General features: G+C 43.2%; 13 protein-coding genes. 7 read left to right on the forward strand and 6 right to left on the reverse strand.

The genetic code is table 11. The features are described 5' to 3' along the window. Nucleotides 1–25: 25 nt before the first annotated feature. Nucleotides 26–481, reverse strand: coding sequence for an outer membrane lipoprotein (locus BTO10_RS16615; RefSeq protein WP_102423564.1), 456 nt, complete (start codon nt 479–481; stop codon nt 26–28). Between the two features lie 53 nt (nt 482–534). Between BTO10_RS16615 and aat the strand changes: the two genes are divergently transcribed. The 3 genes from aat to infA all read left to right on the forward strand — a co-directional run bounded on the left by aat (nt 535) and on the right by infA (nt 2,243). Next, on the forward strand, nt 535–1,245 hold the full coding sequence (gene aat, locus BTO10_RS16620) for a leucyl/phenylalanyl-tRNA--protein transferase (protein WP_102423563.1): 711 nt from the start codon (nt 535–537) through the stop codon (nt 1,243–1,245). After that, nucleotides 1,245–1,943: an arginyltransferase gene (locus BTO10_RS16625; protein ID WP_102423562.1), complete on the forward strand. Its 699-nt coding sequence runs from the start codon at nt 1,245–1,247 to the stop codon at nt 1,941–1,943. The genes aat and BTO10_RS16625 overlap by 1 nt, the downstream gene beginning before the upstream one ends. A gap of 81 nt (nt 1,944–2,024) precedes the next feature. Further along, complete coding sequence (infA, locus tag BTO10_RS16630; RefSeq protein ID WP_001040192.1) at nt 2,025–2,243, forward strand: translation initiation factor IF-1; 219 nt, start codon at nt 2,025–2,027, stop codon at nt 2,241–2,243. A gap of 176 nt (nt 2,244–2,419) precedes the next feature. On the opposite strand, the gene clpA is transcribed toward infA, so the two are convergent. Together clpA and clpS are read right to left on the reverse strand one after the other, a co-directional pair. Beyond that, nucleotides 2,420–4,693, reverse strand: a complete 2,274-nt coding sequence (clpA, locus tag BTO10_RS16635; protein ID WP_102423561.1) for an ATP-dependent Clp protease ATP-binding subunit ClpA — start codon at nt 4,691–4,693, stop codon at nt 2,420–2,422. 39 nt (nt 4,694–4,732) lie between these two features. Continuing rightward, the gene (clpS, locus tag BTO10_RS16640; RefSeq protein WP_004737430.1) at nt 4,733–5,053 is read right to left on the reverse strand and encodes an ATP-dependent Clp protease adapter ClpS; all 321 of its coding nucleotides are present in this window, start codon (nt 5,051–5,053) and stop codon (nt 4,733–4,735) included. 569 nt (nt 5,054–5,622) lie between these two features. On the opposite strand from clpS, the gene cspD reads away from it, so the two are divergent. Continuing rightward, nucleotides 5,623–5,844 (forward strand): cold shock domain-containing protein CspD, encoded by a 222-nt coding sequence (gene cspD / locus BTO10_RS16645; RefSeq protein ID WP_181143990.1) that lies wholly within the window; start codon nt 5,623–5,625, stop codon nt 5,842–5,844. Nucleotides 5,845–6,114: 270 nt separating this feature from the next. Here the strand turns inward: cspD and BTO10_RS16650 are convergent, their stop codons facing one another. Then, complete coding sequence (locus tag BTO10_RS16650; protein ID WP_105025275.1) at nt 6,115–8,340, reverse strand: NADP-dependent isocitrate dehydrogenase; 2,226 nt, start codon at nt 8,338–8,340, stop codon at nt 6,115–6,117. Between the two features lie 318 nt (nt 8,341–8,658). On the opposite strand from BTO10_RS16650, the gene BTO10_RS16655 reads away from it, so the two are divergent. Beyond that, nucleotides 8,659–9,387, forward strand: coding sequence for a pseudouridine synthase (locus BTO10_RS16655; RefSeq protein WP_105025276.1), 729 nt, complete (start codon nt 8,659–8,661; stop codon nt 9,385–9,387). Nucleotides 9,388–9,461: 74 nt separating this feature from the next. Here BTO10_RS16655 and BTO10_RS16660 read toward each other — a convergent pair whose 3' ends face one another. Then, the gene (locus BTO10_RS16660) at nt 9,462–10,109 is read right to left on the reverse strand and encodes a DUF2057 family protein (RefSeq protein WP_105025277.1); all 648 of its coding nucleotides are present in this window, start codon (nt 10,107–10,109) and stop codon (nt 9,462–9,464) included. Nucleotides 10,110–10,183: 74 nt separating this feature from the next. Further along, on the reverse strand, nt 10,184–11,233 hold the full coding sequence (locus BTO10_RS16665) for a porin (protein WP_105025278.1): 1,050 nt from the start codon (nt 11,231–11,233) through the stop codon (nt 10,184–10,186). A gap of 512 nt (nt 11,234–11,745) precedes the next feature. Here BTO10_RS16665 and dinG point away from each other — a divergent pair. Both dinG and BTO10_RS16675 read left to right on the forward strand, forming a co-directional pair. Next, nucleotides 11,746–13,821: an ATP-dependent DNA helicase DinG gene (gene dinG, locus BTO10_RS16670; protein ID WP_105025279.1), complete on the forward strand. Its 2,076-nt coding sequence runs from the start codon at nt 11,746–11,748 to the stop codon at nt 13,819–13,821. A 125-nt stretch (nt 13,822–13,946) separates the two neighbouring features. Further along, the gene (locus BTO10_RS16675) at nt 13,947–14,726 is read left to right on the forward strand and encodes a sulfite exporter TauE/SafE family protein (RefSeq protein WP_105025280.1); all 780 of its coding nucleotides are present in this window, start codon (nt 13,947–13,949) and stop codon (nt 14,724–14,726) included. The last annotated feature ends 3 nt before the right edge of the window (nt 14,727–14,729 follow it).

Below are 14,729 nucleotides of genomic sequence, written 5' to 3' on the forward strand. Positions count from 1 at the left end.
TTAGCCAACCAATCGTATTTTTATACTAGTACGCGATATCAACACGAACGCCATCTGAAAAATAGAGGATTCTCACGTCGTCACCTCGGTTAAACAACATCGTGCTATCGACGTCTTGGATGATATTGACGAGCTTGTCGTCTTTGGTTTTAACCAGCAGTTCAACCAACTTATACTCCACTCGATATTGGCTATTACCTCGGTTTCGAGCGATTCCAGCCCCAGCAACAGCACCGACAGCCGTTGCTACTTCTTTACCTGTACCACCACCAAATTGGTTACCAATTAAACCACCAATCGCAGCACCTAATAGGGTCTCCCAGCCGCTCGCTTTCGATTCCACTATCTCTTGTTGAGTAATATATCTCACGGTATCAATTTCACCATAAACAACCTCATTAACCGGTCGAGCTTGATTTCGGTTATAAGCTGCATTTGCCAACATGGGCAAAACAAGTAAAATCCAAAGCAACTTCTTCATGGTAGAACTCCTAATGACCTCATGGTCAGTGATTAATCTGAAACGCGGTACTTATGACTATATACCTAACTGAACTCGATACTACTAGTATAGAGTTTCCATCTCCCTTCGATGCACTGGATGAGCCGAATGGCCTTCTTGCTTTTGGGGGAGATCTATCGCCAATGCGAATCTTAACTGCTTATAGTCACGGTATATTTCCATGGTATGGCCCAGGTGAGCCTATACTTTGGTGGAGCCCAGCACCACGAGCGGTATTTAATCCTAAGACATTCAAACCATCGAAAAGTCTTAAAAAGTTTCAAAGAAAACATAATTATCGTGTCAGCATTAATCAAGCGACGGATAGAGTCATCGGTTATTGCTCATCGTTAAGACCGGAAGAAGAGACCTGGCTAAACAGCGACATGCAGGCCGCCTACCGAGAACTCGCTTCGTTAGGCTTCTGTCACTCGGTGGAAGTGTGGCAAGGCGACGAGCTAGTCGGTGGACTGTATGGCTTACAAAGAGGACAAGTCTTTTGCGGTGAATCCATGTTTAGCTTAAAGACCAATGCCTCGAAAATCGCACTATGGTATTTTTGTCACCACTTTGCTCAGTCTGGAGGGAAGCTTATTGATTGCCAAGTCATGAACCCTCACTTGGAGTCTTTGGGTGCATTAGAAGTAGAAAGAGAAGAGTTTCTCAGCTCTCTGCAATTACTAAAAGATAAGCCTGTTAACGATGCATGCTTTGAAAACCAATGGCTAGAGGATATGCCTTAATGAATCCAGATTTACAACAAATCAGAATTGGATTGACAGACAATCACGCGTGTAGTTATCTCCCTCATCTCGAGGAAAGAGTCGCTGTCACACTTGATGAGCACATGCACACCTCAGAAAATTATGAAGTTCTGCTTGCGAACGGTTTTCGTCGCAGCGGTGCCACCATCTATAAGCCGCATTGCGACAATTGTTCGGCATGCCAGGCGATTCGCCTTTCAATCCCCGACATTAAGTTTTCCAAAAGTCAGCGAAGAATTCTCAATAAGGCGAAAACCTTTCGTTGGGAGCTCAAAGATACAATGGATGATAACTGGTTTGACTTATATAGCCGTTATATCACCGCTCGCCATGGTTCAGGCACTATGTACCCACCGAAAAAAGAAGAGTTTCTACAATTTTCTCAAAATGAGTGGTTAACCACTAAGTTCATGCATATATACAACGACACCGATCTCGTTGGCATCGCTGTTACCGATGTGATGTCTCACTGTACCAGTGCGTTTTATACCTTTTTCGATCCGGATATCGATATATCCATGGGGACGCTTGGCGTTTTGTTCCAAATCCAACATGCTCAGAAAGAACACAAACAGTGGCTATATTTGGGTTATCAAATCGATGAATGCCCTGCTATGAACTATAAAGTACGATTTCAACGTCATCAAAGGCTAGTAAATCAGCGGTGGCAAGGGTAGAATACGCCACAACTTTACATATTTTGATTTTGACGGCACAATCAAGCCGTTGAAAACCGCCAAGTTTCGAAAGAGGATTAGATGGCTAAAGAAGACGTAATCGAGATGCAAGGCACTGTCCTTGATACTCTACCAAACACAATGTTCCGTGTTGAGCTTGAAAACGGTCACGTAGTGACAGCACACATCTCTGGTAAAATGCGTAAGAACTACATCCGTATTCTTACTGGTGATAAAGTAACTGTTGAGATGACTCCATACGACCTTTCTAAAGGCCGCATCGTCTTCCGTGCTCGTTAATTTTTAATTATCGAATACGATAAGAAACGGAGCTTAATGCTCCGTTTTTTATTGCCTACCGTTTGGCATTTGGTCTTAACCACTTTTCTCGTATCTCGTATCTTCAAACCATAAAAAAAACGCACAACCTAAGTCATGCGTTTTATCTCTAAGCTATTGAGCTACCTGTCGCTTTATTAGTGCATCACTTCTTCTTTAGCACCAACATAGACAAAATACAGTTCGTCTTTTTTAAGTGTTACTTTAACCGTGCCACCATCAACTAAGCTACCGAACAACAGTTCATTCGCAAGAGGCTTCTTAAGCTTCTCTTGAATCACACGCCCCATTGGACGAGCACCCATTGTCTTATCGTAGCCTTTGTCAGCTAACCAGTGACGAGCGTCTTCAGAAACTTCTAGAGATACGCCACGAGCATCCAGCTGAACCTGAAGCTCAACAATAAACTTGTCGACAACTTGGCTAATCACACTTGGGTCAAGGCTATTGAACCAAATGATGTTATCAAGACGGTTACGGAACTCAGGAGTAAAGACTTTCTTAATTTCGCCCATCGCATCTGGTGCGTGATCTTGTTGGATCAGGCCGATCGATTTCTTCTCAGTCTCAGCCACACCCGCATTGGTAGTCATCACAAGGATCACATTGCGGAAGTCCGCTTTACGACCGTTGTTATCCGTTAACGTACCATTATCCATCACCTGAAGTAGTAGGTTGAAAATATCTGGGTGAGCTTTCTCGATCTCATCAAGCAGTACAACCGAGTGCGGGTTCTTAATAACTGCATCCGTTAATAGACCACCTTGATCGTATCCAACATAACCAGGAGGAGCACCAATTAAGCGACTCACTGAGTGACGCTCACCGTACTCAGACATATCAAAGCGCAGCAGTTCAATACCCATCAGCTTAGACAGTTGAACTGTCACCTCTGTTTTACCTACACCTGTAGGGCCTGCAAATAGGAATGAACCAACAGGTTTATTGTCAGCACCAAGTCCTGCACGCGTTAGCTTGATCGCTTCACTCAATACATCGATAGCTGGATCTTGTCCGAACACCAACATTTTCATGCGGTCGTCCAGTTTTTGCAGCGTATCTTTGTCTGAAGATGATACCGACTTCTCTGGAATGCGAGCCATTTTCGCAACCATTGACTCAATGTCCGCTACGCTAACTGTCTTCTTACGACGGCTTGCTGGAGCTAAACGACTACGAGCACCCGCTTCATCAATAACATCGATCGCCTTATCAGGAAGGTGACGTTCGTTAATGTATTTCGCAGACAACTCCACAGCCGCACGTAACGCCTTGTTGGTGTAACGTACTTCGTGGTGAGCTTCGTACTTTGGCTTCAAGCCAATCAGAATCTTAGTCGTATCATCTAATGAAGGCTCAACAATATCGATTTTTTGGAAACGACGAGATAACGCACGCTCCTTCTCAAAAATACTGCTGTACTCTTGATAGGTCGTTGAACCGATACAACGCAACTTACCGCTACTTAGTAGTGGTTTAATTAAGTTAGCCGCGTCAACTTGCCCACCCGACGCAGCACCCGCACCAATAATGGTGTGAATCTCATCGATGAACAAAATCGCGTCTTCTTCTTTCTCTAGTTGCTTAAGAATCGCTTTAAAACGTTTCTCAAAGTCACCACGATACTTAGTACCTGCAAGCAGTGAACCAATATCTAGAGAGTAAATTACGCTACTCTGAATAATTTCAGGCACTTGTCCTTCAACGATACGCCATGCAAGACCTTCAGCAATAGCCGTTTTACCAACACCCGCTTCACCAACGAGTAGAGGGTTGTTTTTACGACGACGACATAGGACTTGAATAGTTCGCTCAAGTTCTTTGTCTCGACCGATTAGTGGGTCAATATTGCCTTGCTTCGCCACTTCATTGAGGTTGGTCGCAAAGTTTTCTAAGCGGTCTTCTGAATTTGCTTCTTCAGCATTCTCTGCTCCACCAAATGAGTCTGATGATGAAGCACTATCGCCTTCATTACTGGCTTTAGTAATACCATGTGAGATGAAGTTAACGATATCCAAACGGCTAATGTCATTTTTCTTAAGAAGATAAGCCGCATGAGACTCTTGCTCACTGAAAATAGCAACAAGCACATTAGCACCTGTTACTTCACTGCGACCCGAAGATTGGACATGAAAAACAGCACGTTGAAGCACTCGTTGGAAACTCAACGTAGGTTGGGTCTCACGAGTTTCATCACTTTCTGGGATAAGTGGGGTCGTTTGATCAATAAAAATATCGAGCTCGTTGCGAAGGGCATCGAGATCAGCCTGACAAGCTTGGAGAGCTTCCTTGGCCGCATCATTTTCTAATAATGCTAGTAGGAGGTGTTCGACAGTCATAAATTCATGTCGCTTGTCTCGCGCACGAGCAAATGCGCCATTTAAACTCGACTCTAATTCTTTATTTAGCATAAGTACCTCCTAAGGGAACAACAGTGTTGTTCGAGCAATTTATACTTGCTCCATTGTACATAGTAGCGGATGCTCATTTTCCTTTGAGTACATCGTGACTTGCGCTACCTTTGTTTCCGCTATTTCAGCACTGTATGTACCGCATATAGCTTTACCTTCATAATGAACCTTGAGCATCACTTCCGTTGCTTTTTCGATATCTAGTGAGAAGAATCGCTCTAGGATCTCGATTACAAAGTCCATTGGCGTGTAATCATCGTTATTCAGTACGACGTTATACATTGCCGGTGGCTTTACTTTTGTTGCTTCTTTCTCCAGTAAATCTGAGCCTGGAGATGCCCATTCAAAGTTTCTGCTCATATCGCTTTGCTAAGGGTTATTTTTCGGAAGTGGTGAATGTTTGTGTATCTTAAATCTACCACATTCACGCTTTACGGTGTACTAAGAAACCGCACCGAGAAACAGTACCAAAAAATATTCCTCTATACTGAGCCTAATCCACCATTTACGTCGCTGCAAATAAAAGATCTCGATTCACAGGATTAACATATGTGATTGATTAAAAAGACGCCATAACTATTGACGGTAACCATGCAACAGCCTCCAAGTTACTATTTGGTTAATAGTTTGTGGGTAATCTCGAATGTGATTTGTTATTAAAATTGATCACTTTTATACCAATTTACTATTGACTGTGCTCAATCATTAGCTACATTGGAGCTAAAAGGTTTTTCTAATACAGTTTCATAACACGCTTGAAAATTTAACAATAAGGAATAATTACGCAGGGTAGCGTTAATTTCCGTAAGCAATGTCTGAAATTCAAGATGCCAACCGAACGTCTTTGGTTGGTGAGAATGATGTCGATCGAATTTACATTGATTTGATATAAACAACGTTAGTAACAAAATGCATGAGGGATGTATAGCATGGCTACAGGTACAGTAAAATGGTTTAACAATGCCAAAGGGTTTGGCTTTATTTGTCCAGAAGATGAAGAAGGCGATATCTTTGCGCACTACTCCACAATACAAATGGAAGGTTACAGAACCTTAAAGGCTGGTCAGCAAGTCGACTATGAAGTAGAAAGTGGACCTAAAGGCTCGCACGCTAGCTCCGTTGTTCCTGTAGAAGGCAGTGCAAGTAAATAGGCAAAGCTACCATATCGTGTTGACCTAAATAGCACTATTAGAACGTTAAAAGACTATGAAAACCGCTCCTTTAATACCTATACGCAGGGTTCATTGAGCGGTTTTTTTGATCCTGGACGAAACACATGTTCTCCGTAGAGACAGCTTGATACCGCGGCCGACATCGAAACAGGCACAAACAAAAAAGACACTTTAACGGTTACGTTAAAGCGTCTTTTATTATGTCGTCTGTGAGCGCTTTAGAAGACACTCACATAGATACGCTGCGTTCTAAGCGTCGATAAATGCGTTTAATGTTGCACTTGGGCGCATCAATGCTGAAACTAGTGCATCATCAAATAGGTAGTAACCACCTAAGTCGCCAGCAACACCTTGTGCGTTATTTAACTCAGCGACAATTACTTCTTCGCTTTCGGCTAACTGGCTTGCCACTGCAGCAAATTCAGCTGCAAGGTCAGCATCAACCGTTTGCTCTGCAAGTGCTTTAGCCCAGTATGCCGCTAGGTAGTAGTGGCTACCACGGTTATCAAGTTCGCCCACTCGACGTGATGGTGACTTGTTGTTATCTAGGAATTCACCCGTCGCTTTATCAAGCGCATCAGCAAGAACTTGCGCCTTAGCGTTACCTGTAGCCACACTTAGGTGCTCTAGAGATGCAGCTAGTGCCAAGAATTCACCAAGAGAATCCCAACGCAAGTGGTTTTCTTTCTCTACTTGTTGAACGTGCTTAGGAGCAGAACCGCCAGCACCCGTTTCAAATAGACCACCGCCGTTCATTAGTGGAACGATTGATAACATTTTAGCCGATGTACCAAGCTCTAGGATTGGGAACAGGTCAGTTAGGTAATCACGCAGTACGTTACCTGTAACCGAAATCGTATCTAGACCTTCTTTAATACGAACTAGAGAGAACTTGGTCGCTTCTAGCGGAGAAAGAATCTTCAGTTCTAGACCACCTGTATCATGCTCAGGTAGGTAAGCATTCACTTTCTTAATAAGCTCTGCGTCGTGTGCGCGAGATTCGTCTAGCCAGAATACTGCTGGAGTAGCTGAAGCACGAGCACGTGTCACAGCAAGCTTAACCCAATCTTGGATTGGTGCATCTTTAACCTGACACATACGGAAGATGTCGCCTTCCTCTACGTCTTGTTCTAGAAGTACAGAACCTGAAGCGTCAACCACTTGAACCTGACCAGCAGCTTCAAGAATGAATGTCTTATCATGAGAACCATACTCTTCTGCTTTTTGAGCCATTAGACCTACGTTTGGTACGCTACCCATAGTTGTTGGGTCGAACGCGCCGTTCTCTTTACAGAAATCAATTACTGCTTGGTAGATGCTCGCGTAGCTACGATCTGGGATCATTGCTTTGGTATCTTTTTGCTTACCTTCCGGGTCCCACATTTGGCCAGAAGAACGCAGCATTGCAGGCATAGATGCATCAACAATGATGTCACTTGGTACGTGCAGGTTAGTGATACCACGGTCTGAATCAACCATCGCAAGTGGTGGCTGAGTTTCGTAAACCGCTTGTAAGTCAGCTTCAATTGCCGCTTTTTGATCTTGAGGCAGTGACGCGATCTTAGCGTATACATCACCGATGCCGTTGTTCACATCAACACCTAGCTCTTCAAAAAGCTGACCGTGCTTAGCGAAAACGTCTTTGTAGTAAACCTTAACCGCGTGACCAAAGATCACAGGGTCAGAGACTTTCATCATGGTTGCTTTCATGTGTAGAGAAAGCAGTACGCCTTGCTCTTTCGCTGACGCGATTTCTTTTTCAAAGAATGCCACTAGAGCTGCTTTGTTCATCACTGAAGCATCGATGATCTCTTTATCTTGTAGTGCAAATGCTGGCTTCAATGTTTTCTTAGCGCCATCTTTACCTACAAACTCAATGCTTACTTCTGTCGCACCGTTGATTGTTGTCGATTTTTCGCTACCGAAGAAGTCTTTATCTTCCATACTTGCAACATGCGACTTAGAGTCTGCTGACCAAGCACCCATTGAGTGCGGGTTTTTCTTCGCGTAGTTTTTAACTGAAAGCGGTGCACGGCGGTCTGAGTTACCTTCACGCAATACTGGGTTTACTGCACTACCCTTGATCTTATCGTAAGTCGCTTTTACTGCTTTCTCTTCGTCAGTGTTTGCTTCTTCTGGGTAGTTTGGAAGTGCGTAGCCTTTTGATTGTAGCTCTTTGATTGTTGCTTGTAGTTGAGGTACTGATGCAGAGATGTTTGGAAGCTTGATGATGTTCGCTTCTGGTGTCTTAGCCAATTCACCGAGTTCTGCTAGTGCATCACCAATACGTTGTTCTTCGTTCAAGTAGTCAGGGAAGTTGGCAATAATGCGCCCTGCAAGTGAAATGTCGCGAGTATCAACGTTAATACCTGAAGAAGCTGTAAAAGATTGAATGATTGGCAGTAGAGAGTAAGTTGCTAGTGCCGGAGCTTCATCTGTAATGGTATAGATGATAGTTGGTTTTTCAGTAGGCATGAAATTTCCCTATAGTTCTTACAAGCTCACATGAATAGTGAGATGTTATAAATTGACCAGTAAGCGACTCTGAGAGTGAAAACTGCTTACTCGATAGTCGTACTCTATCTTATTTTTCATGCAATCTAATGACAGCATGAACCAAATCCGTGAGTGCGTTGTTATAATAAAACACGTTGGTATAATTAAACAAATCAGGCTCAAGAGTCCATAAACTTGTTCTATTTTGTGTCTTTTAGGCGCGCAAATGATAGCTCAATTCCGTTTCAGTGAAAACTTTTCAGCACACTTCGTTTACATTTTTGCAAGGTAGTTAACATGTCTACTCGCTCACGCAGCGCTTCTCGTTCAGACAAACCAGCTCGTTCTGGCACCAAATTAAAACAAAACGGCAACAAGCAGGGCCGGAACAGTGATAGAAATAACACTGGCAATTCACACAAGAAATCGCATTCAAGTAAGCACAGATACAAACCTAAAACGGCAAACACAAAACCTAAAATTGCACTCGAAGATCGCAAAGTCATTTTGTTCAACAAACCATTCGATACTTTAAGCCAGTTCACTGATGGTGAAGGCAGAAAGACGCTCGCCGACTTTATTCCAGTTAAAGACGTTTATGCTGCCGGACGACTTGATCGTGACAGTGAAGGGTTAATGGTTTTAACTAATGACGGTATCTTTCAAGCCAAGTTAACTCAACCAAACTCAAAATCACCAAAGACTTACTGGGTGCAGGTTGAAGGCGCACCTTCTGAGGAGGATTTAGATAAATTGAGAAAAGGCGTCGAACTAAAAGATGGTATGACGCTGCCTGCAAAAGTTGAGTTAATGGCAGAGCCAGAGATATGGGACAGAAATCCACCGGTAAGATTCAGAGCTGCAATACCAACGACCTGGTTAGCGATTACTATCATCGAAGGGCGTAATCGTCAGGTAAGGCGAATGACAGCGAATATCGGTTTCCCTACCCTGCGTTTAATCCGTTACTCAATGGGTGACATGAACGTAGGCCCACTCCAGCCAGGTGAATGGAAAGAGATCTAAGAAAACGACGAGATAGAAATTAAAAAGCGAGGTGTCTGTTACATAAAAACACCTCACTCTAAAAACTTTTGGTCTTATTTTTGGTCAATCAACCACTTTTGAAATGCTTTACGCTCTTCTTCACTGGCTCTTGAATACCAAAGCTTAAGTTGAAGTGTATTCTCTGACTCTTGAACATTGCTATCCACAGCAACAGTCGCACCAACCACAGCACCAGTTTGAACCGCAGCTAATTCTTCTTTCAATGAGCGAATTTTTCCAGAATCAAAAACTAAACCTCTTTCTTGGTTGTAATCTTTAACCAACTGAGGAATATCGCTATAAGGCAATGCGCCTTGAGATGGTGGTAAAACTTCTTGCACGACTTCTACATCATCACCATTTATAGAGATATTGAAAATAGGCAGTTCTCTATCTACATTTTTTGCGATTCTCTTGTACTTTCGGCTTACAAGATCAACATCAACATCTCCATTTTCAGGAACGGTAACTACCATAATATAAGGAACTGTACTGATGAATTCGCGTTTGCCTTTATCACTCAAATACCCTGTATAATATAAAACGAGTTGGTTTTCACCAGAGGTAAGTACAGCATCTTCCACATTTTCAACAACCTCGCCGTTCAAAGTATTTAGTGAAATACCGGAAGCTAAGTCAAGAGCAGCCGTTGCATACGGTGCAGAGAATAGACAAATAAAACTCAAATACCACTTGTTCATATACGATTCCTTAATCAATAAACGTAAAAAAGCCAGCTTAACGCTGGCTTTTGTATAGCATAGTTAACTACAGATTAGAATGTGTAGTAAACGCCCGCCGTTACAGTATCAGCATCTAGAGTTTTTGAATTGTATTCAAAATCAGCAGTTTGGTATTCAGCTAGGAATAGGATATTGTCACGGAATGCGTAGTCAACACCAACAACTAGGTTAGTAGACTCAAGGTCAGAGGGGGTCTTCTCAGTACCAGCGGCAGTTGCTTTTTCATCAGTAGTCGCTACTGCGTAAGTCGTGTATAGACGAACTGCGTCGATTTGGTAAGCCGCTGCGAAACCCATAGTCTCACCATTGCCGTAAACGCCATCGTCCATCTTAGAAAGATCCCAGTAACCGTAACCTTGGTTACCTTCAAACTGAGCGTAAGTTGCAGCTAAGTATAGACCGCCGAACTCAGCAGAAGCAGAAACACCAGCAAGAGAGTAATCTACGTCTTTAGCAGCATCACCAGTGATGTAAGAAGCACCGATAGAGAAGTTGCTGAATGCGTAATCAGCAGAGATACCGTACGTGTTATCAACGTCTTCAGTAGAGTCAGTGTTAACGTCAGCTACGATAGTGAAACCTTCAACAAACTCGCCTTTGAACACAACACCGTGACCTTTAGACTCGCGGTGGTGACCACCAGTAGAGCCCATGTAGTTACCTTCATTAGTGATGTCGTCTTTCTGGATAGCGTCTGCAGATTCTGCTAGGTCGCCAGTCTCACCAAAAGCCATACCCCAAGTGTCTGTTTTGAAGCCAGCCCAAACGTCATCAAATTTCGCATCGCTATCTTTCGATTCGATTTCAAAAGAAGCGAACGCTGTAAACTGGTCGTTTAATTTTTGCTCTGCGTCTAGCTGAATTTTAGCCCAAGTTGACACGTCAGCTTCGCTCTTCTCAGTTGTAAAAGGTGCTTTTTTTGTTTTTTCGTCGTATTTAAATGTATCTACTTCAGATTGAGATAGGTAAACATCTACCTCACCTTTTAGGCTAACTTTAGTATCGTCGTTAGAGTAAATTTCTGCTGCGTTAACAGAAGTTGCTGTAGCTGCGATAGCTAGCGCTAATAGAGTCTTTTTCATAATAAATCCACTGCCTTTTCTAAGAATGGGAGATCCTTGCCCGGTTCCCTTTTAATTATTGTGACTGGTCATTACCACTCTTTGTTGGTTAATCACCGTCACTAAATTTCGAGGTCTAGATTGCAAAAGATTATCCTGCGTGTCAAATAAGCTAAAAACAAACCTAAAAAAACACAAAACATTCAAAATCAATTACTTACATTTATTTTCATCATTTTACGAGCAACTTATCCTTAGTTTTACCAGCAAAGAAAATAAGCTCTAAAATGCAACAAATAGAATTTAACTCCACAATAAGGCCGAAAAACACTCACCATTAGAATTTAACACCTATAAGCCAGTCTTTTTTAATATTTATATTTCGCAAGATAAATAAAATCGTTAAGTTCCTGATGGTTCAGTTTTTTTTTGTGAACGAGATCTACCTTTGATTTAAAAGCAAGCTATTTTGCGGTAAATGTACCGGCTAGTGATATGTGCTACTATCCTCGCTCCGTTACGTAGGTCACATTATGCTAACTACTAAAATTCAAAATTCTATTCGCACCAGTTATCAAAACCTCCAAGAACAGTTGGATAACTTTGTACCTAGGCGTGCACAAAACTACCTTGTCGCAGAGATTGCGAAGACACTTTGTGGTCAATACCACAAAAGTAATCGTATGATCGTTGCTGAAGCGGGAACCGGAATCGGTAAATCACTGGCTTATTTAATGGCAGCGATCCCTGTTGCCGTTTTAAACAACCGAAAAATTGTTATTTCAACCGCAACGGTTGCTCTACAAGAACAGCTTGTAAACAAAGATCTCCCTCTATATAGAAGGCTTACTGACAGGGAGTTCTCTTTTATATTGGCGAAAGGTCGACAACGTTATTGCTGTGCGGAAAAGTTGGCAGCCGCCTGCGGGGTTAATGGCGGCCAAATGGCAATGTTCGAATCTAAGCCAAAACAGAAAGATATTGAACAACTGCAAACCATGTATCGCAGCCTTGCTCAAGGCAAATGGGATGGCGACCGAGATTCCTGGCCAAAGCCTATCGACAACATGATTTGGCAGATGATTGTCAGTGATAAGCATAGTTGTAACAACAGCATGCCAACTCACAGAGATTGCCCTTTCCAAAAAGCACGTTCAGAGCTAGATAAAGCAGACGTTATCATCGCTAATCACAGTTTAGTGATGGCTGATGCCGATTTAGGTGGCGGTGTGATACTGCCAGAGCCGGAAAATAGCATCTATATCTTTGATGAAGCACACCACTTACCACACGTAGCCCGAGATCACTCTTCTGCAGCAGCGAGCTTGAAAGGTGCCGCTTCATGGTTAGAGCGTTTAAACCAATCGATAACCAAGCTTTCAGGCTTGGCGGACGAAAAGCGAGTGGGTCGATTCAGGAATGAACTGCAGGATTCAGTACAACAACTGATTCCAACTCTGACGCAGCTCAGTAAGCAGTTCGATGCCACTCATTTTGAAGATGGGCTTTACCGCTTTGAACATGGTGACTTGCCAGAATGGTTAGAGAACGAATCTAAAGACCTCAAACAGCTTTCTCAGAAAGCGAGTCAGGCTGTCGCTAAAATTGCAGACCTGATTGCAGAACGAGTTAAAGATGGCGAGCTTTCTGCAAAACTTGCAGAGCCTGCACTCGCCGAAATCGGCTTCTATATACAGAGAACCGAGAACTTAGCGCAAGTTTGGCGCTTGATGGCTGAGCCAAAACGTGAAAAAGGTGCGCCTTTAGCGCGCTGGCTAGAGCTTAATAAAGAGAGTGAGGGCGACTTTGTTGTCAATGTTTCTCCGCTTGAGGTTGGCTGGCAACTTGACCAGCAGATATGGAGCCGCTGTGTTGGTGCCGTGCTTGTTTCTGCAACAATGAGAGCACTCAACTCCTTCAGTTTTTTCTGCCATCAAGCCGGTATAAGTCAAAAAGAAGAAGATGGTGTGCAGTTTCTTGCCCTGGCGTCACCGTTTGATTATCAGAATCAAGCGGAGTTAATCGTGCCGGCCATGAAATACGAACCACAAGCACCTCAATTTACCGAATATCTTATTGAAATTCTGCCTAAGGTAATAGAAGACAACAAAGCCAATCTCGTTCTATTCTCTTCTTACTGGCAAATGAATAAAGTTGCAGAAGCTTTGGCAACAGATTTCGTTAAAAAGTCATGGGCGTTGCAGGTGCAAGGTGATACTTCACGCGCTGAAATTCTAAAAAAACATAAAAAGCTAATAGATCAAGGTAAAACTAGCGTTCTTTTTGGAACTGGCAGCTTTTCTGAAGGTCTGGATTTGCCGGGTGAGCTGCTTGAAAACCTAGTTATCACCAAGATTCCTTTTGGCGTTCCAACCTCACCAGTAGAGCAAGCGCATTCGGAATATATTGAATCACGCGGCGGTAATCCCTTTATGCAGATTACTGTTCCAGAAGCGAGTAAAAAGCTTATTCAATCTGTGGGTCGACTGCTGCGTAAGGAGAGAGATTCTGGTAAAGTCACGATCCTTGATCGACGCATAGTCACGAAGCGATATGGCACGTCCCTACTCGATTCACTACCGCCTTTTAAAAGAACAATAAAATACTAACTTTTCTGCCTTAGAGCAGTTATGGGTCAGTCATCGCTTGGCCCCTGCATTCACAATCAAACGAATAGCCCATCGACTATTCGTGTGGCTGTTCTGACGGCCAATAACGAGAACAACAGCTATTTATGGAAATGATTGAACCAACCATGTTGGTTATACTTGCGCTGGTTGCATTTGCAGCAGGCTTTATTGATGCTGTCGCCGGTGGCGGGGGCATGTTAACAGTCCCTGCATTGTTATCCCTTGGGCTACCGCCACACATCGCGCTTGGTACAAATAAGCTTGCAGCCACGTTCGCTTCTTCAACAGCAGCTTTTACTTATTATCGTAAAAAGCTATTTAAGCCAGAATGTTGGATAAATGCATTTATAGCGACCTTGATCGGCGCAACCATAGGTACGCTAACAGTCGATGCCATCAGCACTCAATGGCTAGAGAAAGTCCTGCCACTGATCATTCTTGCAGCAGCGATCTACACCATTTTTCATAAGACACCGAATGCCAATCACAACGTGTCACCAAAACCTTGCCCTGTGCTTAAGAAGAAACAAAAGTATCAAGGCTTCGTTCTTGGCTTTTATGATGGCGTTGCAGGCCCGGGAACAGGCGCTTTTTGGACGGTGAGCTCAATGGCTCTATACCGCCTAAATATCTTGCTGGCTTCTGGCTTATCGAAAGCAATGAACTTCACCAGTAACTTCACATCTTTGGTGACCTTCGCGATTCTTGGCCATATTGATTGGGTATTGGGTTTAACCATGGGCGTTTGCCTAATGGCAGGTGCATTCGTTGGGGCACATTCCGCAATTCGATTTGGTGCTACGTTTATACGACCAGTCTTTGTTACGGTTGTCAGTATACTTGCGATAAAACTGGCTTACGAAGCTTGGTTTGTAAACCTATAGCCA

It is taken from the genome of Vibrio chagasii (genome assembly GCF_002954585.1).
In the GTDB taxonomy this organism is placed as follows: domain Bacteria; phylum Pseudomonadota; class Gammaproteobacteria; order Enterobacterales; family Vibrionaceae; genus Vibrio; species Vibrio chagasii_A.

Coding starts and splice junctions, on each gene's coding strand:
- clpS (WP_004737430.1), bottom strand. CDS start 5,053: ATGAGCAGAAACTTTGAATGGGCATCTCCAGGCTCAGATTTACTGGAG.
- BTO10_RS16625 (WP_102423562.1), top strand. CDS start 1,245: ATGAATCCAGATTTACAACAAATCAGAATTGGATTGACAGACAATCAC.
- cspD (WP_181143990.1), top strand. CDS start 5,623: ATGGCTACAGGTACAGTAAAATGGTTTAACAATGCCAAAGGGTTTGGC.
- BTO10_RS16675 (WP_105025280.1), top strand. CDS start 13,947: ATGGAAATGATTGAACCAACCATGTTGGTTATACTTGCGCTGGTTGCA.
- clpA (WP_102423561.1), bottom strand. CDS start 4,693: ATGCTAAATAAAGAATTAGAGTCGAGTTTAAATGGCGCATTTGCTCGT.
- BTO10_RS16665 (WP_105025278.1), bottom strand. CDS start 11,233: ATGAAAAAGACTCTATTAGCGCTAGCTATCGCAGCTACAGCAACTTCT.
- BTO10_RS16650 (WP_105025275.1), bottom strand. CDS start 8,340: ATGCCTACTGAAAAACCAACTATCATCTATACCATTACAGATGAAGCT.
- infA (WP_001040192.1), top strand. CDS start 2,025: ATGGCTAAAGAAGACGTAATCGAGATGCAAGGCACTGTCCTTGATACT.
- BTO10_RS16615 (WP_102423564.1), bottom strand. CDS start 481: ATGAAGAAGTTGCTTTGGATTTTACTTGTTTTGCCCATGTTGGCAAAT.
- BTO10_RS16660 (WP_105025277.1), bottom strand. CDS start 10,109: ATGAACAAGTGGTATTTGAGTTTTATTTGTCTATTCTCTGCACCGTAT.
- dinG (WP_105025279.1), top strand. CDS start 11,746: ATGCTAACTACTAAAATTCAAAATTCTATTCGCACCAGTTATCAAAAC.
- BTO10_RS16655 (WP_105025276.1), top strand. CDS start 8,659: ATGTCTACTCGCTCACGCAGCGCTTCTCGTTCAGACAAACCAGCTCGT.
- aat (WP_102423563.1), top strand. CDS start 535: ATGACTATATACCTAACTGAACTCGATACTACTAGTATAGAGTTTCCA.